The sequence below is a fragment of the Gemmatimonadota bacterium genome (assembly GCA_039715185.1).
GTDB lineage: Bacteria > Gemmatimonadota > Gemmatimonadetes > Longimicrobiales > RSA9 > DATHRK01.
Genome location: JBDLIA010000054.1, coordinates 1 through 21,932, shown reverse-complemented (window position 1 = coordinate 21,932; position 21,932 = coordinate 1). Strand labels below are relative to the sequence as shown.

Below are 21,932 nucleotides of genomic sequence, written 5' to 3'. Positions count from 1 at the left end.
GCGGAAGTCCCGTGTGCACCGAGGCGCGTGATGCGCCCGCGGGGCAAGGCGGAACGACGCGCCGTAGCCGTCGCTACGGCAAGGAGTTCCAACGCCGCCTCCGCGGGATGCAGCGCGAGCCGAATGCCTACGGGACTTCTGCAACGGTACACTAGGTCGGGTCCGGCGGCATCCGCTGGCTGCTCTTTCGCGCCGAGCCCGTGCGAGTCGGGGGCTATCCTACCCGGGCGCGCACGCGGGCGCTACAAGCGCACGCTTGACACCCGGGAGCGCAACCCTACCTTGGCCGCCGTGACCGACCGGGCGGAGCGCCGCATGATGCTGACGCTCCAGTACGATGGGAGCGCGTTTCACGGGTGGCAGGCACAGCCGGATGTGCCAACCGTACAGGCGACCCTGGACCGCATCCTTTCGCGGCTGTTCGATCGACCCACCAGGTGCGCCGCGGCTGGGCGCACAGACCGCGGGGTCCACGCCACCGGCCAGGTGGCTACCGTCGACGCACCCACCGGTTGGAGCCCGGAGCAACTGCTCCGAGCACTCAACGCGCTCCTTCCCGACGAGATCCTGGTATCCAGCGCGCACGAAGTGGCGCCCGACGTTCACGCCCGTTTCAGCGCGCTCGCGCGGGCGTACGTGTACCGCGTGGGCGTCGCTGAGAGAACCCGCTCGCCGTTCATCGGGCCGTACTGCTGGCCGGTGTGCGCGCCCCTGGATCGCGCCGCGCTGGATGGCGCTGCGGCTACCGTCGCCGGGGAGCACTCGTTCGCCGCGTTTGCCAAGGCCGGACAGGAAGAACGGGGCGTCCGCTGCCGGGTATTCTCCTCGGGATGGCGCGACTGGGGGGAGTTGGGCGTTGCCTACCACGTCCGCGCCGATCGGTTTCTCCACCACATGGTCAGGTATCTCGTGGGTACCATGATCGAGGTCGCTCTTGGCAAGCGCCCGGGCGCGGACATCCCCGGGCTGCTGGACGCGCACGCGGGTCTGGTCACGTCGGCGCCGGCGCCCGCGGGCGGGCTGTTCCTGGCGCGGGTATACTACGATCCCGACGAGCTCGAGCGGCACGCGGCGGCAGGCGCCGAGGTCGGCCTGCCGATTCCCTGAGGTGGCGCGCACGGCGCCGGAGAAGACATGAAGATTTTCCTGGACACCGCGGACCTGAACGACATTGCCTGGGCCGCGGACGCCGGGCTGATCGACGGCATCACCACCAACCCCACGCTGCTCGCCAAGGTCGCGGGGGAAGGATCCCCGACCGAGATACTGCTCGAGATCTGCCGCACGGTCGACGGACCGGTCAGCGCCGAGGTCGTCGCGCTCGACAGGGACGGCATGCTGGAGCAGGGCCGCAAGCTTGCGGCGCTGGCCGACAACATCGTGGTCAAGGTGCCTCTGACCGACGACGGTCTGCGGGCGTGTCGGGCGCTACGGGCCGAGGGCATAGGGGTCAACGTCACGCTGTGCTTCTCGGCGTCGCAGGCGCTCCTCGCCGCCAAGGCCGGCGCGTCGTTCATCTCTCCCTTCATCGGCCGCATCGACGACGTTTCGGGAGACGGCATGGACCTGATCCGACAGATCAGGATCATCTACGACAACTACGGGTTCGAAACCGAGCTCCTGGCCGCCTCGATCCGGCACCCCCTGCACTTCGTTCAGGCCGCGGAGTTCGGAGCCGACGTCGCGACCATCCCGCCCAAGGTGCTCCGGCAGCTCATGAAGCATCCGTTGACCGACAGGGGCCTCGACGCCTTCCTGGCGGACTGGGCCAAGCTGGATCAAGCGCAGCAGGCGCTCTGATGCGACCGCGCTCCGTCCCCTCTTTCGCTCTCGCCGCGGTCCTCGCGTGCCTCGCGCCGGCGGCGTGCAGCGGCCAGGAGGCACGCGACTCGACCGAGCGCGCCGAGGTGGCCACCGTCGCCGAAGCCGACCGGCCGCCGGTCCTCCCCCGACGCCAGGCTGTGGGTCAGGACCTGGACCAGTCGCGCACCACGGCGATCGTGCGCGCCGCGCGCCGTACCGCGCCGGCGGTGGTCAGCGTGAACACGATCCGGTCGAGACAGCCCCGGTCGAGTTCCCTGTGGGACCGGCTATTCTCGGACGGAGGGCAGCAGCGCGTGCCCGGGCTGGGCTCCGGGTTCATCATCCACGCCGATGGACTGATCCTGACCAACGAGCACGTGGTCCGAGCGGCGGAGAGCATCGTCGTGACGCTGGGCGACGGCCGTAACTTCGGCGCGGAGGTCGTTGGAGTAGACGTGGTCAACGACCTGGCGCTGCTACGGATCGACGAGGCGGCTCCGCTGAACCCCGACGCGGACGCGTCGGAGCCGTTCGCTGTCGCGCCGCTGGGAGACTCCGACGACCTCCTGATCGGCGAATGGGTGGTCGCCATCGGCAACCCGTTCGGCTTCCAGCTCGCCAACACCGAGCCGACCGTGACCGCCGGGGTGGTGAGCGGGGTGGGGCGAAACATCGCGTCGCAGCAGGATGACGCGGGCTTCTACCTCGACATGATCCAGACCGATGCCTCCATCAACCCCGGCAACTCCGGCGGGCCGCTCGTTAATGCGTTGGGCGAGGTGATCGGCGTAAATTCCTCGATTCTATCGTCTTCGGGCGGCAGCGAAGGCCTTGGCTTCGCGATACCAATCAATCGCGCGCGCCGCATAGCACTGGATCTGCTGGACGACGGAGTGGTGCGCCGCCCCTGGGTCGGGCTGGACGTGGAGCCCGTCTCGGACGGCTCGTTCGCGCGCAGCCGCAGGGTGCGCGTCAGCGCCGTCACGCCGGGGTCGCCCGCCGAGGACGCCGGCCTGGAGCCGGGCGCCGTCATTCTGTCCGCGGGAGGGCGAGCGCTGCGCACGCCGCTGGACTGGCAGGCCGCGCTGCTGGACGCGTCTGTCGGGGGTGAACTCGCGCTGGAGGTGGCCAGGGGAGACGGCTCGCGCACGCTCTCGCTGACGCCGGTGGACCTCCCGTCCGTTACCGCGCAGCGCATCCAGGCCCTGGCCGACTTCGAGCTGGTCAGCCTCAATCCCGCCATTCGGGCCGAGCGCGGCCTCGTCAGCGAGCAGGGCGCGCTCATCGTGGACCTCTCCGAGGCGGCCCGGACCCAACTGGGGCTGCGCAGGGGAGACCTGATCCTGCAGGTCAACCAGACCCGCGTGCGCGGCGCCGAGCAGGCGGCCGATCTGCTCGCGGCGGCCGCCGGGCGCGGTTCGACCCGGCTCGCGTACGAGCGCGACGGGCGCCTCGCCTACACCTGGTTCTACGTCACGGACGAGCGGTGATGGAGACCGCCGATACCTTCCAGCATCCGTTGACGGGGCGCTACGCGTCGCGTGAGATGAGCGGCATCTTCTCGCCCCACGCCCGCTTTCGGACGTGGCGTCGGCTGTGGACCGCTCTGGCACAGGCGCAGAGCGACCTGGGACTCGACATCCCAGCCGAGGCGCTTTCCCAGATGCGCGCCACGCAGGACGACATCGACCTGGCGCGCGCGGCGGAGCTGGAGCGCGAGACGCGCCACGACGTGATGGCCCACGTCCGCCTGTACGGCGAGGCCGCGCCGGCCGCCGCCGGCTGGATCCACGCCGGCGCCACGAGCTGCTTCGTGACGGACAACGCGGACCTGATTCTCTACCGCGACGCTCTGCGCCTGGTGCGCGCGCGCGTGCTCGCCTGCGTGGACGCGCTGGCCCGCTTCGCGCGCGCCCACCGCGCCACACCTACGCTCGGCTTCACCCACTTCCAGCCGGCGCAGGCGACCACCGTGGGTAAGCGCGCGACGCTCTGGCTGCAGGACCTGCTGCTGGACCTCGAGGAGATCGACTTCCGGCTGGGCGCGCTCCGCTTCAGGGGCATCCGGGGGGCCACCGGCACTCAAGCGTCGTTCTTGGAGTTGTTCGACCGGGACGCCAGCAAGGTGGACCGGCTGGACGACGCGGTGGCGGCCGCGTTCGACTTCGAGCGGGGCTTCGGCGTCACCGGGCAGACCTACCCGCGCAAGGTCGACTACGCGTTGGTCGCCACGCTGGCCGGCGTAGCCGCGTCCGCCAGCAAGTTCTCGCACGACGTGCGACTGCTACAGCACCTGCGCGAAGTGGAGGAGCCCTTCGGCGCGGCGCAGGTGGGCTCGTCGGCCATGCCCTACAAGCGCAACCCCATGCGTTCGGAGCGCATCGGCGCGCTGGCGCGCCACGCCATCGCGCTGAGCCTGGACCCGGCCATGACCGCCGCGACGCAGTGGCTCGAGCGCACGCTGGACGACTCGGCCAACCGCCGCATAGCGATCCCGGAGGCCTTCCTCTCGGTGGACGCCATCCTGCTGCTGGTCCACGAGGTGGCCGCCGGGTTGCGGGTCAACGAAGCGGTCATCGAGGCGCGCCTGAGGCGAGAGCTGCCGTTCGTCGCGACCGAGGCCATCCTGATGCGTGCGGTGCGCGCCGGCGGCGACCGCCAGCAGCTCCACGAGACCATCCAGCGGCACGCCGTGGCGTCGGCCGAGCACGCCGCCGCGACCGGAGAGCCGCCGGACCTGCCGGACCGGCTGGCCGCCGATCCGGCGCTCGCGCTCACGGCCGAAGAGATTCGCCAAACGCTGCGCCCCGAGTTGCACGTGGGGCGCGCGCCCGAACAGGTCGACGCCTTCCTGGCCGCGGAGGCCGACCCCGTGCTGGCGGCCGCGGAGCTGGCGCCCATGCCGGAGCCGACGGTGTGACCCCATCCGCCCTGGACGCCGTGCTCGAGACGGACCTGCCGCTGCCGCTTCTGCGCCGCGGCAAGGTACGCGAGATGTACGAGGTCGGCGCGGACCGCGTGCTGATGGTCGCGTCCGACCGCCTGAGCGCGTTCGACGTGGTGATGGGAGAGCCCGTACCCGGCAAGGGGCGGGTCCTGAGCTCTCTGACCGCGTGGTGGGTGGAGCGTCTCGCGGAGCTCGGTCCGCACCACGTCCTGGCCTACGACCCCGACCGCATAGCGTCGGAGGTTCCGGCCATCGAGGCCGACCGGGACCGGTGGGCGGGTCGAGCGTTGCTGTGCGAGCGGGCGGACACGGTGCCCTTCGAGTGCGTCGTGCGCGGGTACCTGGCCGGCTCGGCGTGGCGCGAGTACGAGGCGACGGGCACCCTCGCCGGCGAGCCGTTGCCCACGGGGCTGCGCCAGGCGGAGCGACTGCGCGAAGCCATTTTCTCGCCGGCCACCAAGGCCGCGTCCGGGCACGACGAGAACGTGACGTTCGAGGTCGTGCGGGACGCGCTGGGGACGGACCTGGCCGAAACCCTGCGATCGCGCAGCCTGGCGCTGTTCGCGCGGGCCACTCACATCGCCGAAGCGGCGGGTCTGATCCTCGCGGATACCAAGTTCGAGTTCGGCCTGGACGTCCACGGCGAGCCGCTCCTGATCGACGAGGTGCTGACGCCCGACTCTTCGCGCTTCTGGCCCCTGGAAGGCTACCAGCCCGGATCGTCTCCGCCTTCCCTGGACAAGCAGCCGGTGCGGGACTACCTGGAGGCGCTCGCCGACCGCGGCGCGTGGGACAAGCGACCGCCTCCCCCGCCGCTGCCCGAGCACGTCGTACGCGAGACGTCGGAGCGTTACGCGGACATTCACCGTCGCCTGACCGGGAGGTCGCCGTGAGACCCAACCTGAAGCGCGGCATCGTGGTGCTCCCCAGCGCGCTGACCCTGACCAACCTGTTCTTCGGGGTCTGGGCGATCGTGTCGGCCGCGCAGGGCCGATTCGAGACCGCCGCCTGGCTGATCGTCGGCGCCGCCTTCCTGGACATGCTGGACGGCAGGGTCGCGCGCTACACGGCCACGGGCAGCAAGTTCGGGGAGCAACTGGACTCGCTCGTGGACGTGATCAGCTTCGGCGTGGCCCCGGCGCTGGTCATCTACTTCCAGTTCCTGCAGGAAGGCCCCTGGGGCTGGATCGCCTCGTTCATCTACATCACCGCGGTGGTGCTGCGGCTGGCCCGCTTCAACGTGGAGCAGGCGGGGTCGGCGAAGTCCGTGTTCTACGGGTTGCCGTCGCCCACCGCGGGGTCGCTGCTGGCCACGTTCTACCCCTTCAGCCAGACCACCTTCTTCGCGGACAACCTCGTCGGCCTGCCGTGGCCCGAGATCATGACGGGGGCGATGGTCGTGCTCGGCGGCCTGATGATGAGCCACATCCCCTACGCGGTGGTGCCGAAGTTCGGCTTCCGGACCGCCAAGGGCATAGCCACGCTGGGCCTCATCGTGCTGACGCTCGTGGCGACGTTCACCGTGCCGCGCCTCTACTTCTTCGGCATGGCCGCGCTCTACACGACGTACGGGCTGGCCAAATCGCTCCTCTGGGGGCTCTTCGAGCGACTGCCGGAGCGCGACCCGCTGTTCGACGAGGACGAAGAGGACATCGATGAAGCGGGAGCCGAGCGGCGCGAGCTGACGTACGAAGGCGGCGGGCGCTGGGGACCCAAGCTGCTGCGCAGGCGACGTTCACACGGATCGGAGGACAGCGAGGGCGAATGAGCGAATTCGCGGTGGAGGTGAGGGTCGTGCCCCGCGCTGGGCTGCTGGACCCACAGGGGAACGCGGTGGAGCACGCGCTCCGGTCTCTGGACTTCAAGGAGGTCGCCGATGTCCGGGTCGGGCGCCTGATCCGGCTCAACGTCGAGGCGGCCAGCGCCGAGGCGGCGCGTGAGCGGGCCGAGGAGATGTGCCGGAAGCTCCTGGCCAATCCGGTCACCGAGGACTTCCGCGTGGAGGTCGCTTGATGCGAGTGGCGATCGTGACCTTCCCCGGGTCCAATTGCGACTACGATTGCTACAAGGCGTTCCGCGACGTGATGGGCGTGGACGCGGGCTTCGTGTGGCACGAGGAGCGTTCCCTCGACGACCCCGACGCGGTGATCCTGCCGGGCGGCTTCAGCTACGGCGATCACCTGCGCGCCGGCGCCATAGCGCGCTTCAGCCCGGTCATGGACTCGGTGGCGGAGTTCGCGGAAAAGGGCGGGCTCGTGCTGGGGGTGTGCAACGGTTTCCAGATCCTGTGCGAAGCCGGGCTCCTGCCGGGCGCGCTCGTGCGCAACGACTCCCGTCAGTTCCGAGGCGAGACCGTGCGCGTGCGCGTGGAGAACGACGCCAGCCCCTTCACCAGCGAGTATCGGCGGGGCCAGATCCTGCGCTTCCCCATAGCGCACGGAGAGGGCAGCTACGTCGCCGATGACCCGACCCTGGATGGGCTCGAAGCGAGCGACCGGGTAGCCTTTCGCTACGTCGACGCGGACGGCCGCGCGACGGCCGAGGCGAACCCCAACGGTTCGGCGCGCAACATCGCCGGCATCCTCAACGAGCGCGGCAACGTCCTGGGGCTGATGCCGCACCCCGAGCGCGCGGTGGAGGAGCTGCTGGGCTCAACGGACGGATTGGGGCTGCTCCGCTCGCTCGTGGGGTCGCTGGCGGAGGCGGCGCCATGAGCCGGCGGTCGCCCGTACCCGTCGTGGTGACGGCCACCGCCGAGCGCGTCGTCGACGGCGCGCCGGACGCGCGCCCGGGAGACCCGCCCATCACCCCGGAGCTGATCGAATCCCACGGCCTCAGTCGCGAGGAGTATGCGCTCATCCTCGATTACGTGGGCCGCGAACCCACGTACACCGAGCTGGGGCTCTTCAGCGCGCTATGGTCCGAGCACTGCGGCTACAAGAATTCGCGGCCGCTGCTGCGCACGCTTCCCACGGAGGCCCCTTGGGTATTGCAGGGCCCCGGGGAGAACGCGGGAGTGATCGACATAGGCGACGGCATGGCCGCGGCTTTCAAGATCGAGTCCCACAACCACCCCTCCGCGGTGGAGCCGTACGAGGGCGCGGCCACCGGCGTCGGCGGCATCCTGCGAGACGTTTTCACCATGGGTGCGCGCCCCGTGGCGGTTCTCGACGCGCTGCGATTCGGATCGCTCGACAGCGCCCGGGTACGCTACCTGTTCGACGGAGTGGTGCGCGGCATAGGCGACTACGCCAACTGCGTGGGGATTCCGAACATCGGCGGCGAGGTCCACTTCGACCCCGCCTACGAGGGCAACCCGCTCGTCAACGCCATGGCCATCGGGCTCATGAAGGCCGAGCACCTCATCCGCGGCGAGGCGGCGGGACCGGGCAACCCGATCATCGCCGTCGGCGCGCGCACCGGCCGTGACGGCATCCACGGCGCCACCTTCGCGAGCGAGGAGCTCGCCCACGAGGCCGATCAGCGCCGCCCGCAGGTTCAGGTCGGCGACCCGTTCACGGAGAAGCTGCTGCTGGAGGCGTCCCTGGAGCTGATCCGGAGCGGCCACATCGTCGGCATCCAGGACATGGGGGCTGCCGGGCTCGCGTCGTCGTCGACCGAAATGGCGGCGCGCTCGGGCACCGGCGTGGACATCGACGTGGCGCTGGTCCCCGTGCGCGAAGAGGGTATGTCCCCGTACGAGATCCTGCTGTCCGAGTCTCAGGAACGCATGCTCGTGGTCGCCACGGCCGGCCACGAGGATCACGTGCGGGAGATCCTGGAGCGCTGGGAGCTGGAGGCCAAGGTCATCGGTACGGTCACCGATGACGGCGTGTACCGCGTGCGCGAGGACGGCCGGATCGTCGCCGAGCTGCCGGGGCACGCGCTCGTGCACGGCTGCCCCACCTACACCCGCGAGGGCGTGGAGGCGGAGGAGGCCCGCGGCGCCCGCGCCTGGACGCCCGCGTCCCTTCCCTCCCGCGACCTGAGCGCGGCGGAGGCCGAGGCTACCCTGCTCCGGCTCCTGGCCGACCCCTCCATCGCCTCGAAGGCGTGGGTCTACCGGCAGTACGACTCTACCGTCCGCACCAACACGCTGGTGGAGCCGGGCGGCGACGCCGGGGTGATACGGGTGCGCGGCACGCGGCGGGCGCTGGCCGCCACCACGGACTGCAACGGCGGCTACTGCTGGCTCAACCCGCGCGTGGGCGCCATGGCCGCGGTGGCGGAGGCGGCGCGCAACCTTGCGTGCGTGGGAGCGCGGCCGCGCGCGGTCACCAACAACCTGAACTTCGGCAACCCCACCCGCCCGGAGGTCTACTTCCAGATGGCCGAGGCGGTCGCCGGAATGGGGGAGGCGTGTCGGGCGCTGGACACGCCGGTCGTGAGCGGCAACGTGTCGCTCTACAACGAGAATCCCGACGGCGCGATCCATCCCACACCCGTCATCGGCATGGTGGGCGTGATCGAGGACACGGATCACCTCGTCCGCTCCGGCTTGCGCCGGGAGGGCGACCACATACTCCTGCTCGGCGCCACACTGGACGAAATAGGCGGATCCGCCTACCTCCGGCTCGCGCACGGCCTGCTCGCCGGCGAGCCTCCGGCGGTGCACCTGGATCGCGAAAAGGCGCTGCAGGAGACGCTTCTCGCGGCGGCGGCGCGCGGGCTCCTGCGCAGCGCGCACGACTGCTCCGACGGCGGGCTCGCGGTGTGCCTCGCGGAGAGCGCGGTCGCGGACCGCGAGGCCCCGCTCGGCATCGACGTTACTCTCCCCCGCACCGCCCCCCTGGACGCGCTCCTGTTCGGCGAATCCCAGGGCCGGGCCGTCGTGAGCTGTGCTCCGGGGGCCGCGGACGAAGTGCTGGCGCTGGCGGCCGCGCGCGACCTGCCGGCCACCGCGATCGGCTTGGTGGGGACGGCGCACGGGCGCTTCGTGGTGCGTATCGCGGGTGAGCCTGGCGGAGCGATCGTGGACCTGGCGACGAGCGACGTGGCCGCAGCTTGGCACGACGCCATTCCTTCGATCATGGGCGGAGGCTGAACGTGTGCGGAATCGTGGGCGTGGCGGGCGTGGAGAACGCGGCCGAGGTCGCCTTCCTGGGCCTATACGCGCTGCAGCACAGGGGCCAGGAAGCCGGCGGCATCGCGGCATTCCGGAACGGCAGCGGCACGGTCCGCAAAGCGGAAGGGCTGATCACCGAGGGGTTCGACGATCGGGTGCTCGCGAGCCTCCCGGGTGACACCGCGCTGGGCCACACGCGGTACTCGACTGCCGGCGGCCCCGGGCTCGCCAACGCCCAGCCCCTGCTGGTGAACTACCACGAAGGGGACCTGGGTCTGGTGCACAACGGCAACCTCACCAATGGACGTCGCATCCGGCAGCGGCTCGTGCGTGAGGGCGCGCTGTTCAGGGGCACGATCGATTCCGAGGTGCTCGTCCACCTCATCGCGCGTTCGCGACAGCGCACCGTGGACGATCAGGTCCGCGAGGCGCTGCGCCAGCTCACCGGGGCGTTCTCGTTTCTGATCAACATTGGCGACACGCTGTACGCGGCGCGCGACCCGTGGGGTTACCGGCCGCTGGCCATGGGCCGCCGGGGCGAGGGCTGGGTGCTCGCGAGCGAGACCTGCGCGCTGGAGCTGATGGGCGCCGAGAACGTGCGCGATATCCTGCCCGGGGAGATCCTGCGCATCCGGGGCGGCGAGGTGACCGCGCTCGCGGAGCTCGAGCCGGCGGCCAAGGCGCAGCCCTGCGTGTTCGAGTTGGTGTACTTCGCGCGGCCCGACTCGCGCGTGTTCGGCCAGAGCGTGGACCGCGCGCGACGGGCCTTCGGGCGACAACTCGCCCGCGAGCATCCGGTCGAGGCCGACTGCGTCTTCAGCGTCCCCGACTCTTCCAATTCGGCGGCCCTGGGCTACGCCGAAGAGAGCGGTATCCCGTACGAGCTGGGCCTCATTCGCAATCACTACGTGGGCCGCACGTTCATCCACCCGTCCCAGGCGGGGCGCGATTTCCGCGTCCGCATCAAGTACAACGCGGTGCGCGAGGTCATCGAGGGACGCAGGGTCGTCGTCATCGACGATTCGCTCGTGCGCGGCACCACGAGCAGGGGCCTCATTTCCATGATTCGCGGAGTCGGAGCGCGCGAGGTCCACTTCCGCGTGGCCAGTCCGCCGGTCCGGCACCCGTGCTTCTACGGCATCGACATGCCCACGCACGCGGAGCTGATCGGCGCGCACAACACCGTTCACCAGATCGCCGAGCACTTGAACGTGGACTCGCTCGGCTACCTCTCCCTGGAGGGCATGCACCACGCGGTGGAGGACGCCGGATCCATCTGCGACGCCTGTTTCTCGGGAAACTACGCCGCGCCCCTGGTCGACCTGGAAGGCGTGCGAGGCGAAAAGCGGAAGGAAGAAGTCCGTAGCCTCGAGCCCGAAGTCGTGTAGACGCTGAGCCGAATGCGCCAGGCGCCGGCCATCCAAACCCACATCGAAGAACCGCCATATGCCAGACCGCTGGATCTACCACTTTGCAGACGGCACCGCCGACGGCGGACGGGAAGACCGCGACCTACTGGGCGGAAAGGGGGCCGATCTGGCGGAGATGGTCGGCATCGGCGTGCCCGTCCCGCCCGGCTTCACCATCACCACCGAGGCTTGCCGCGAATACATGCGCTCGGAGCAGAGCCCCGAGGGCCTGGATGAGGAGGTCCGAAGCCATCTGACGCTGCTCGAACAGCAGACGGAGCGCACCTTCGGGGTGGGGCCCGACCCCCTCTTGTTGTCCGTCCGCAGCGGCGGGGCGGTGTCCATGCCGGGCATGATGGACACCATCCTGAACCTCGGGCTGAACGGCGCGACCGTGGCGGCCCTGGCGCTCCAGGCGGACGACGAACGCTTCGCGTGGGATGCCTACCGCAGGTTCGTGCAGATGTACGCGTGCGTCGTCCTGGGCGCATCATCGCGCGCCTTCGAGGCGCGCCTGTCAAAGGCTCGGCGGCTGTGCGGAGCGGCCACCGACGCGGAGCTGCCGGCGCTGGAGCTGCGGGCGGTGACGCAGGACTTCCTCCAGCTGGCCGAGTCGGCCACCGGGCGGAGCTTTCCGCACGACCCCTACGACCAGCTCACCGGCGCCATCGAGGCGGTTTTCCGATCCTGGAACAACGACCGCGCGCGCGCCTACCGGCGCGTGTCGCGCATCCCCGGGCACCTGGGCACGGCGGTCAACGTCATGGCCATGGTGTACGGCAACCAGGGCCACACCTCGGGCACGGGCGTCGCCTTCACGCGGGACCCCTCCACCGGCGAGCCGCGCCTGTTCGGCGAGTTCCTCATCAACGCCCAGGGTGAAGACGTAGTGGCGGGCATCCGCGACCCGCTGGAGCTGGCGGCGATGGCCGACGCCCTGCCCGACGCCTACGCGGAGCTCACGCGCGTAGCGGACCTCCTGGAGAAACACTACCGCGACGTCCAGGACATAGAGTTCACGGTGGAACGCGGGCGCCTTTACCTGCTGCAAACGCGCACCGGGAAACGGACCGCCGCGGCGGCAGTGCGTGCCGCCGTGGACATGGCCGAGGAAGGCCTCATCGACGAAGCCGAAGCGCTGCTGCGCGTGGATCCGGAGCAGCTCGACCAGCTCCTCCACCCGCGGCTGGACCCGGACGCCGAGGCCGAACCATTGGCGCGGGGGCTACCCGCGTCCCCGGGCGCGGCGTCGGGCCGCGTCGTCCTCAGCTCCGCCGCGGCCGTCGAGTGGGCGGCGCGCGCCGAGGACGTCATCCTGGTGCGCGAGGAGACCTCCCCGGAGGACTTCGAAGGCATGGTCGCGTCGCGCGCGATCCTGACCGCCCGCGGCGGCATGACGTCGCACGCCGCGGTGGTCGCCCGCGGGCTGGGGCTGTCCTGCGTCGCCGGCGCCGCCGGCGTAGAGCCCGACGTGGAGGCGGGCAGCGTGATCATCGGGGGCCGAACCTTCCAGGAGGGCGACTGGATCACCCTGGACGGAACCGGAGGCCAGGTCTTCGCGGACAGGGTCCCCACGGTGGAGCCCGAGCCGTCCGCCTACTTCGGGCGCCTGATGGAGCTGGCGGATCGTCACCGCCGGCTGAAGGTGCGGGCCAACGCGGACACCCCGGCGGACGCGCAGAAGGCGCTCTCGTTCGGTTCCGAGGGAATCGGCCTGTGCCGCACCGAGCACATGTTCTTCGAGGGCGACCGCATCGATACGGTTCGCGAGATGATCCTCGCGCCCGATGAGGAGGTGCGCCGGGCGGCGCTGGACCGCCTGCTGCCCATGCAGCGCGCTGACTTCCTGGGGATGTTCCGGGTGATGGACGGGCTGCCCGTCACCATCCGGCTGCTGGACCCGCCGCTGCACGAGTTCCTGCCGCGCACGCCCGGGGACGTGGACGCGCTGGCGGCGCGTCTCGGCGCCGACCCCGAGGTCGTCCACGACCGGGTCGACCGCCTGCGCGAAGCCAACCCCATGCTCGGTCATCGCGGCGTGCGGCTCGCGACCACGGTGCCGGAGATCTCCCGCATGCAGGCCCGGGCCATCTTCGAGGCGGCCGACGACGCCGCTCGGGACGGCGTGTCCGTGAAGCCCGAGGTGATGATCCCGCTGGTGAGCATGGCGGAGGAGCTCGGCGGACAGGAGGTTCTGGTGCGCGAGGTCGCCGCGGAGGTAATGCGAGAGCGAGAAACCAGCATCGACTTCCTCGTGGGCACCATGATCGAGCTGCCGCGGGCGGCGCTTACTGCGGGCGAAATCGCAGCGCACGCGGACTTCTTTTCGTTCGGCACCAACGATCTGACGCAGACGACCTTCGGGTTGTCCCGGGACGACGCGAGCACGTTTCTGCCCCACTACATAGAGCACGGCCTGCTGAGCGACGACCCCTTCAGGACCCTGGACGTGCCCGGCGTGGGGGAGCTGGTGCGCCTGGCCACCGAACGAGGCCGCGCCGTCAAAGCCGACCTCAAGGTGGGGATCTGCGGCGAGCACGGAGGCGACGCGCGGTCGGTGGAGTTCTTCCACTCGATCGGGCTGGACTACGTGTCCTGCTCCCCCTACCGAGTGCCGGGTGCCCGCCTGGCGGCTGCCCGCGCGGCGATCGGGGACCGGATCCCGTCCGGTCCCCAAGGGTAGGCGGTAGATCCGGGTTTCAGGCCTGACACCAGCGGAGTCGTAAGTGCGAACGCTCTTCCCAAACGCCGCCTCCCCGCGCGTCGGGGCGCCGTTGCTCGCCGCCCTGCTCGCGGCCGCGTGCGCGCCCGCGGCGGCGCCCGCGCCGTCTCTGCCCGATCCCGGCGCCGCCACCGCGCCGGCCGAGGCGAGCGCCACGCTCACGTTGCTGGGCACCACCGACGTGCACGGACGCGTCTACGCATACGACTACTATCTGGACCAGCCCACCGATCGAGGCCTGGCGCTGCTCGCGCCCATCATCGACAGCATTCGCTCCGCGCGCGGCGAGGGCGTCTTCCTGTTCGACTCGGGCGATTGGCTCCAGGGCAACCCGCTGGCGTACGTATACTCCCGCAAGCGTACGCACGAGGCCAACGCCGTGATGAAGGCGATGAACCTCCTGCGTTACGACGCCGTGGCGCTCGGCAATCACGAGTTCAACTACGGCCTCGAGAACCTGGGACGGGCGCTGGACCAGGCCACGTTCCCGGTGCTGTCGGTGAACGCCTTCCGGGCCCAGACGCCGGACCACGCGTTCGCCCCATCGACCATCCTCGAGTACGCGGTCTCCGCCGGGGACACGATCCGCATCGGCGTCGCCGGCGTCGTCCCGCCCGGCGTGGCGATCTGGGACCGCCCGGCCGTGGAAGGGGTGCTCGATTTCCGCGACATCACCACGTCCTTGAGCCCTGTCGTCGCCGACCTGCGGGCGCGCGGCGCGGACCTGGTCGTGGTGCTCGCGCACAGCGGCCTCGAGGGAAGCAGCTACGACGCCGAGGCCACCGGCCTGCCTCCCGAGAACCAGGTGGCTCGCATCGCCCACGAGGTAGCCGGCGTGGACGTGGTGTTCATGGGGCACTCCCACGGCGCCATCGCCGACACCGTGATCGCCGGCGTGCACGTCGTCCAGGCCAAGAACTGGGCCGAGAGCCTGGCCGAGGTAAACGTGCGCATGGAGCGGCCGGCCGACGGCGCCTGGCGAGTCGCCACCATCGAGGGACGTCTGCACGCCGGCGACCCCGCCAACCCCGACAGCGCTTTCCTCGACGCCCTGCGCTGGGAGCACGAGCGTACGCTGGCCTACGTGCGCTCCACCGTCGGGCGCTCCGCCGAGGCCATGTCGACGCGCTTCGGCCGGGTGCGTGATACGCCGGCCGTGGACTTCGTGAACGAGGTGCAGCGGCGCGTGACCGGCGCGGACCTCTCCGCCGCCGCGGCGTTCACCACGGGCGCGGAAATTCCGGCGGGAGACGTGCGCGTGGCGGATGTCGCCGGGCTCTACATCTACGACAACACGCTGAAGGCCGTGCGCGTCTCGGGCGCCGAGCTGCGCGCCTTCCTCGAGCGCTCGGCGAGCTATTTCCGGTCCTGGCCCGTGGACGAGGGCGAGTCGCTGATCGACGGCGCGTTCCCAGGCTACAACTTCGACATGGTGTCCGGGGTCGATTACACCATCGACCTGTCGCGCCCGGTGGGCGAGCGCATCCGGGACCTGCGCCGGGACGGCGCTGCCGTACGCGACGACGACGAGTTCACGCTCGCGCTCAACAGCTACCGCCAGCAGGGCGGCGGCGGCTTCGACATGGTGGCCTCGGCGCCGGTCGTCTACGACGGTCAGCGCGAGATGCGTGAGATCCTGTTCGAGGAGGTCGGCCGCGCGGGCGAGCTGCGGGCGGCAGATTACCACCGGGAGAACTGGCGCATCGTCCCCGAGGAGGCCGCCCTACACCTCGAGCGCGAGGCCGCCGGAGCCGGTACGCCGAATTCCGGCGCCGGAGCGGAGTCGAAGGCCGGCGCGACCAGGTTGCGCGTCATCTCCACCAACGACTTCCACGGCTCCCTGCTCCCCACCCGCCCGGGCTTCGCGAACGGCCGCGAAGTGGGCGGCGCGGCCGCGCTCACCGCGCTCTTCGGGGCCGAAGCCGAGGGCTTCGGCGGCCCGACTCTCCGCGTCAGCGGCGGCGACATCTACCAGGGCACGCCGCTCTCCAACCTGACCGGGGGGCGCTCTACGGTGGCGTTCTTCAACGCCGCGGGCTACGACGCCGCCGCGGTCGGCAATCACGAGTTCGACTGGGGCGTCCGCACGCTCGCCGACCGCGCCGAGCAAGCGGACTTCCCGCTGCTCGCCGCCAACGTCGTCGTGGCGGGCACCGACAGCGTGCCGCCGTGGACCGCGCCGGTCGCGCGCCTGGTGGCGCGCTCGGCCGACGGCTCCGACTCGGTGCGCGTGGGCGTCATCGGCCTCGCCACCGAGGAAACACCCAACGTGACGCGCCGCTCGAACGTCGCGCACCTGGAGTTCACCGACCCGACGCTGGCGATCGACACGTGGGTCCCGCGCCTCCGGGCCGAGGGGCACGACTTCGTAGTCGTGATCGGGCACGTGGGCGCGGTCTGCGACTCCGCCGGCGCGTGCTTCGGCGAGATGGTCGACATCGCTCGAGAGGTCACCCACCGCCCGGATCTGATCGTGGGCGGGCACACGCACAGGGCCATTACGCTGTTCGAAAACGGCATTCCCCTGGTCGAGGCCGGCGCTCGCGGCACCCGCTATTCCGTGACCGACCTGCGGCGGGAGCCCGGCGAGGAGAGGGCCCGCGCATGGATCCGCGGCCTGCCCACGACATTCGCCGACCTGGTCGATCCCGACAGCGCAGTCGCCGCGCTGGTCGCCGACTACCAGCGGGAGATCGGCCCCAAGGTCAACGAGGTCGTGGCGACCCTGGCCGATCCGCTGGACCGATCCCCCGGCGAGTACGCCCTCGGCCGCCTGATCGCCGACGCGCAGCGCGCCCAGACGGGCGCCGACATCGCCATGATGAACAACGGCGGCATCCGCGACGGCCTGCCGGCGGGTGAGATCACCTGGGGCATGCTGTACCGGGTGCAGCCCTTCGAGAATCGCATGGTGCGGCTGCGCCTGACGGGCGCGCAGGTCGTCGCCACGCTGGAAGCGGGTCTGGACGGAAGCGCGCCCGACCTCCACGTGAGCGGGATCCGCGTCGAGTACGACCCCGCCGCCGGCGCCGGCGCTCGCGTGCTCGCGGTTCGACTCGAGGACGGCACCGCGCTCGATCCGGAGGCCACCTACTGGGTTGCCGTCAACGACTTCATGGCGCAGCGCGGTGACGGCCTCGACCCGCTGGGCAACCCGCTGGAACGGGACGACCAGGGGATGCTCGACCTGGACGCGCTGATCGACTATCTGGGCACCCAGCCGCAGCCTGTCGGGGCGCCCGGCGAAGCCCGTTTCGTAGCCGTGGGCGCGGACGCGGCGGGCGGCCGGTGACCGGAGGGCTGAGCTCCGATCGGCCCGGCCTGGAGGTCACGCGCGAGCTGATCGCGCGTCTCCCCAAGACCGACCTGCACGTCCACCTGGACGGCTCGCTTAGACCCGGTACGCTGCTCGAGCTGGCCGGGGAGCGAGGCGTGGATCTGCCCGCGGCGAATGCGGACGGCCTCGCCGCGTTCATGCACGTCACCGACGCGCAGGACCTGATCGAGTACCTCGACCGCTTCAGCATCACGCTGGCCGTCCTGCAGGACGTCGACGCTCTCGAGCGCGCGGCGTACGAGCTGGGTGAAGACGCCGCCGCCGAAAACGTCCGCTACATGGAGGTTCGCTACTCGCCGGCGCTGAACACCGAGCGCGGCCTGTCCCACGAGCAGGTCGTGGACGCCACGCTGCGCGGCTTCGGCCGCGCCGAGCGCGAACACGGAGTCCGCATAGGGCTGATCATCTGCGGCATCCGGAACATGAGCCCGGCGGTCACCATGGCGCTGGCCGACCTCACGGTCGCCTACAAGGGGAAGGGCGTGGTAGCGCTGGACCTGGCGGGGCCGGAGAACAACCACCCTCCGGGCGATCACAGGGAGGCCTTCGAGCGCGTGGTGCGCGCCAACATGCCGGTGACGGTGCACGCCGGCGAGGCGTTCGGTCCCGCATCGATACACCAGGCCATACACCTGTGCCACGCCAACAGAATCGGCCACGGCACGCGCCTGCGCGAAGATCCCGACCTCGAGCAATACGTGAATGACCGGCGCATAACCTTGGAGTGCTGCCCTACTTCCAACGTCCAGACGGGAGTCGTAGCTTCACTCGAAGCCCACCCGATCAGGCACTACTACGACCTGGGCCTGATGGTGACGATCAACACCGACAACCGGCTCATGAGCGGGGTCACGGTCACCGAGGAGGTCTGGCGCACGCAGCGAGCGGCGCGGTTCTCCTGGGCCGAGCTGTGCGACGTGATCGAGACGGGATTCCGCGCGGCGTTTCTTCCCTACCAGGAGCGGCGGCGTCTGATCGCCGAGGTGCGCGCCGAGGTCGCCGAGATCGAAGCGGAGGCCCTGCAGCGGGCGGCGACGCCGACTTGAGTGGTCCGTGTACGCACGAAGGGGTCCGCCGGAGAACCGGCGGACCCCTTCCGCGTATGCCGAGAACGGCCTAGAAGAAGTACTTGATGCCGATCTGGGTCTGGAACTGCAGCACCAGGTTCGACCCGAGCACGTCCTCGGTGAAGAAAGAGTCGCCGACCTCGTAGAGAACCTCGTTGGTGGCCGTGTCGAAGCCCCGCGCCTCGAGCAGGTTCTGATCCGAGCCGAAGACTCCCATCACCCGGCCCAGTCCGCACACGCCCTCGGTGAGGTTGGAGTCCGGATCGGACTCGTCGCAGAACAGTCGTCCGAAGCCGTTCAGCACGTTGAAGAAGTCGACCTGGATCTCCGCCCGCTGACCGGCAACCGTGGAGAATTCCTTGGTGATCCGCATGTCCAGCTGGTGCTGCCACGGGTACTTGCAGGTGTTGCGCTCCAGGATCTCGCCCACGTGATCTCCCACGCACGCGTGGTCCGCCAGTAGCTGCGCATAGGTATCCCGCTGCGCGGCCGCCTCGTCGCCCGTGGCCTGCAGCGGCAGGTCGTCGGGAGCGAACACGAACGGCCGGTCGTTGAAGCGTATCCCGTCGCCGTTGATGTTGCCGCCAACCGCGGGGCTCCATGGACGTCCGCTCTGGCTCCTCCAGATGCCCGACAACTTGAACCCGTACGGCAGATCGGACGCGCCGGACAGGATCAGCGTGTGGTCGCGCGCGAAGTCGCTGCGGCCCCAGGCCTTGTCGAAGTCGCCCGAGCCGCCCAGGTCGTTGGGCCCGAACGCGCCCACGAGCGGATCGTCGAAACCGCCACTCGCGGTGCAGCAGGAGTAGGGCGAATTGTCGTGCGCGAGCGTGTACGTGTACGAGCCGCGCAACTGGAAGCTGTCGGTGAACCTGTGCGCCCCGTCGAGCGTGGCGGTGAACGCGTCCGCGCGTCCGTCGTTGAAGTTGGCGAGCACCTGACCGAAGTCGGTGGTCACCTGCGAGGGCACGCTCGCCGAGCTGGTCGGGTCGAACTGCGAAGCCGGCGTGAAGACCTGCCGCCCGGCTTCGCCCGGCAGCGTGAACTGCACCGGACGCAGGTTGAGGTTGCGCACCGTGTACAGGTTGGTCGACTTGGAATAGAGCACGTCGAGGGAGATCTGCGAGCGGTCCCCGATCAGCGTCTCGTAGCCCAGGTTGCCCTTGAACGTCTCGGGAAACTCGAAGTCCTCCTGCCAGAGCACGAACGTGGGGATGCCTGCCGGACCGATGTCGCCCGCGCAGCCGGCCGGGTTGTCCGCGCCGTCGATCGCCCAGCCGGAGAAGCCCGATACCGACGGCGGAGCGTCGTCGTCTCCGTCCAGGATCGAGCCCGTGCAGATCGCCTCGACGATGGGCAACTCCGTCTGCAGCACGTTGCCGCCCAGCACAAACGGCACCCGGCCGTAGAAGTAGCCGGCGCCGCCCCGCAGAACGGCCGAACCGTCGCCCCGCAGATCGTACGCGATCGCGAGCCGGGGCGAGACGTTGTTGTTGTCCGTGGGCGCGAAGCCGGTGGGGAAGCCGAAGGCCCGCTCCACGTCGACGACGGGCTTGGGGCTGTCCCGGAAGCTCTGCTGATCGTAACGCACGCCCAGCGTGGCCGTCAGGCGCGGCGACGCCTGCCACTCGTCCTGGATGTACGCGGACCACTCGAACACGTCGAATTCACCCGAGGCGATCCCGCCGCCCTGCTGGAACGGGCGGAAGTAGCTCGCCGGCTGTCGCGCGGCAAAGTCATCGATGCTGTTGAAGATGTACTCGCCGGCGCCCTGGTTCTGGCTTCCCGGCGACTGGAACTGGTTGAAGATGTTGGTCAGCAGGAGGTTGCCGCCGATCTTCAGGTTATGGTCACCGGCCACGTGCGTGAAGTTGTCGATGAACTGCAACTTCTGCTCTTCCAGGTTGTTGTTGAAGGCCGCGAACGTGCCCCCGTACCTGGCCCTCTGGCCACCCGGAAGATTGACTGTCAACGCGGGCCGCAGGTCCGTGGCCTGGCGCGGCCTCTTTTCGTCGGCGAACTGGAAGCGGAACACGTTGAACGTGTTGTCGCTCAGCACGCTCTGGAGCTCGGCCACGAAGGAGTGCGAGTCGTCCTCCAACTTTTCGGCTCGGCTGGCCCCGTAATCGAAATCGAAGACGCCGTTCCACTCGTTGTCGTTGGAGAACGTAGAGAAGTTGTGCCTGAACGAGAGTCGATGGTCCTGGTTCAGCGTCCAGTCGACGCGGCCGAAGACCGTGATGGCGTCGTTCGACGTGGAGAACGGCGCGAATCCGCTCGCGGCGTCCGCCACGCCGTACTGGTTCTCGAGAATGTCGAAGAACTGGCCCATCTGCTCGAACAGCACGGGGTTCTCGCGCACCGCTCCCGGCGCGAACCGGCTCTGCGTGAGCGGCTGCTGCGGCTCGCGCCGCCGCTGGCCGTCAACCGACACCAGGAAGTGCACCTTGTCGCGCACGATGGGGCCGCTCAGGCGGCCGGCGAACTGCTGGACCTCGAAGTCGGTCGTAATCTCCGGATCGCTCGCCGGATCCACGAACGGACTCGCTGTGAGCGCGTCGTCGCGGAAGTTGCCGAAGATCGTGCCCTCCCAGTCGTTCGTTCCTCCGCGCGTCACCACGTTGACGATGCCGCCCGAGAAGTTGCCGAACTCCACGTCGAAGCCATTCGTGATGATCTGGAATTCGCGGATGGACTCCAGCGAGAACACGAACGGGATGCGGGAGCCGCCCCGGTTCTCACCGAAGAAGGCGTTGTTGGCGTCCACTCCGTCGATCTGGATGCTGGTCTGGGACGAGCGCTGGCCGCCGATCGCGAACTGGCCGCCGGTCGTGGTGCCCTGGTCGGGAGCCACCAGCCCCGACAGGTTGATGAAGTCGACGAAGTCCCGCCCCAGGGACGGCAATTCCTCGATCTCGTCCTGGCTGACGAACTGCGTCACGCCGCCGTCGGCGACGTCGATCGCCGTGCGTTCGGCGCTCACCTCGATCCCGGCCAACTCCACGGCGCTGGCCTCGAGCTGGAAATTCGCCACGGACGACTGCGCGATCATCACCCGCAGCCCGGTCAGAGTGGCGCCCCTGAAGCCGATGACCTCGGTGCCCACGTCGTAGATGCCCGGCGGCAGCAGGCGCAGCGTGAAGGTTCCATTCGAGCCGCTGAGCGCGGTTCTCTGGAACCCCGTCTCGGTGTTGCGCGCCGTCATGACGACGCCGGGAACGGGCTGACCGTCCGCGCCGGTTACGCGGCCGCGTATCTGCCCGGTGGTCGATACGGCCTGGGCGTCCAGGTCGGCGGCGAAGCCGGCCGAAAGGACCAGCGCCAGCGCGCCGACCAGTCCGGTCACGCGCCCGGGAAGCATGGCGTTCGCCCGGCGGGAACGTGCCGCGCGGCTGGTTGGTTGGCTGATCAATTGCACGAGACCTCCACGATGTCCGCGAGGGAACGCGGGAATATCTGGCCGCCGCCGAAGAAATTGGCGCCGAAGCCGTTGATGTCGTAGCACGTCCCGACGGTGAACTGGGTAGTCAGCGTGTTACGGTCGGTGACGCCGTCGTCGATTCGGATTATGACTTCTCCGCT

14 protein-coding genes are annotated in these 21,932 nt (G+C 69.9%); 13 read left to right on the top strand and 1 reads right to left on the bottom strand.

Annotation, left to right across the window (positions count from 1 at the left end; genetic code table 11):
* Nucleotides 1-315 precede the first annotated feature (315 nt).
* The 13 genes from truA to add are packed head-to-tail and all read left to right on the top strand — an operon-like array spanning nucleotide 316 to nucleotide 18,329.
* A complete protein-coding gene (gene truA, locus ABFS34_10820; protein MEN8375930.1) occupies nucleotides 316-1,107 on the top strand; it encodes a tRNA pseudouridine(38-40) synthase TruA in 792 nt (263 codons plus the stop codon).
* Between the two features lie 27 nt (nucleotides 1,108-1,134).
* Nucleotides 1,135-1,800 carry a fructose-6-phosphate aldolase gene (gene fsa / locus ABFS34_10815; GenBank protein ID MEN8375929.1) on the top strand — a complete coding sequence of 222 codons (666 nt, stop codon included), beginning with the start codon at nucleotides 1,135-1,137 and terminating at the stop codon, nucleotides 1,798-1,800.
* A complete protein-coding gene (locus ABFS34_10810; GenBank protein ID MEN8375928.1) occupies nucleotides 1,800-3,293 on the top strand; it encodes a trypsin-like peptidase domain-containing protein in 1,494 nt (497 codons plus the stop codon). The genes fsa and ABFS34_10810 overlap by 1 nt, the downstream gene beginning before the upstream one ends.
* A complete protein-coding gene (gene purB / locus ABFS34_10805; protein MEN8375927.1) occupies nucleotides 3,293-4,723 on the top strand; it encodes an adenylosuccinate lyase in 1,431 nt (476 codons plus the stop codon). The genes ABFS34_10810 and purB overlap by 1 nt, the downstream gene beginning before the upstream one ends.
* An 11-nt stretch (nucleotides 4,724-4,734) precedes the next feature.
* A complete protein-coding gene (locus ABFS34_10800) occupies nucleotides 4,735-5,643 on the top strand; it encodes a phosphoribosylaminoimidazolesuccinocarboxamide synthase (GenBank protein MEN8375926.1) in 909 nt (302 codons plus the stop codon).
* Nucleotides 5,640-6,518: a CDP-diacylglycerol--serine O-phosphatidyltransferase gene (pssA, locus tag ABFS34_10795; GenBank protein MEN8375925.1), complete on the top strand. Its 879-nt coding sequence runs from the start codon at nucleotides 5,640-5,642 to the stop codon at nucleotides 6,516-6,518. The genes ABFS34_10800 and pssA overlap by 4 nt, the downstream gene beginning before the upstream one ends.
* Nucleotides 6,515-6,763, top strand: a complete 249-nt coding sequence (gene purS, locus ABFS34_10790) for a phosphoribosylformylglycinamidine synthase subunit PurS (protein ID MEN8375924.1) — start codon at nucleotides 6,515-6,517, stop codon at nucleotides 6,761-6,763. Before pssA ends, purS begins: the two co-directional genes overlap by 4 nt.
* A complete protein-coding gene (gene purQ, locus ABFS34_10785; GenBank protein MEN8375923.1) occupies nucleotides 6,763-7,464 on the top strand; it encodes a phosphoribosylformylglycinamidine synthase subunit PurQ in 702 nt (233 codons plus the stop codon). Before purS ends, purQ begins: the two co-directional genes overlap by 1 nt.
* Complete coding sequence (purL, locus tag ABFS34_10780) at nucleotides 7,461-9,794, top strand: phosphoribosylformylglycinamidine synthase subunit PurL (protein MEN8375922.1); 2,334 nt, start codon at nucleotides 7,461-7,463, stop codon at nucleotides 9,792-9,794. The genes purQ and purL overlap by 4 nt, the downstream gene beginning before the upstream one ends.
* A gap of 2 nt (nucleotides 9,795-9,796) precedes the next feature.
* On the top strand, nucleotides 9,797-11,203 hold the full coding sequence (gene purF / locus ABFS34_10775) for an amidophosphoribosyltransferase (GenBank protein MEN8375921.1): 1,407 nt from the start codon (nucleotides 9,797-9,799) through the stop codon (nucleotides 11,201-11,203).
* Between the two features lie 58 nt (nucleotides 11,204-11,261).
* Nucleotides 11,262-13,907 (top strand): pyruvate, phosphate dikinase, encoded by a 2,646-nt coding sequence (gene ppdK, locus ABFS34_10770; protein ID MEN8375920.1) that lies wholly within the window; start codon nucleotides 11,262-11,264, stop codon nucleotides 13,905-13,907.
* Between the two features lie 43 nt (nucleotides 13,908-13,950).
* Entirely contained in the window at nucleotides 13,951-17,238 is a 3,288-nt protein-coding gene (locus ABFS34_10765; GenBank protein ID MEN8375919.1) for a 5'-nucleotidase C-terminal domain-containing protein, read from the top strand.
* Nucleotides 17,235-18,329 carry an adenosine deaminase gene (gene add / locus ABFS34_10760; protein MEN8375918.1) on the top strand — a complete coding sequence of 365 codons (1,095 nt, stop codon included), beginning with the start codon at nucleotides 17,235-17,237 and terminating at the stop codon, nucleotides 18,327-18,329. The genes ABFS34_10765 and add overlap by 4 nt, the downstream gene beginning before the upstream one ends.
* Nucleotides 18,330-18,399: 70 nt before the next feature.
* On the opposite strand, the gene ABFS34_10755 is transcribed toward add, so the two are convergent.
* Nucleotides 18,400-21,711 carry a TonB-dependent receptor gene (locus ABFS34_10755; GenBank protein ID MEN8375917.1) on the bottom strand — a complete coding sequence of 1,104 codons (3,312 nt, stop codon included), beginning with the start codon at nucleotides 21,709-21,711 and terminating at the stop codon, nucleotides 18,400-18,402.
* Nucleotides 21,712-21,932: the final 221 nt, after the last annotated feature.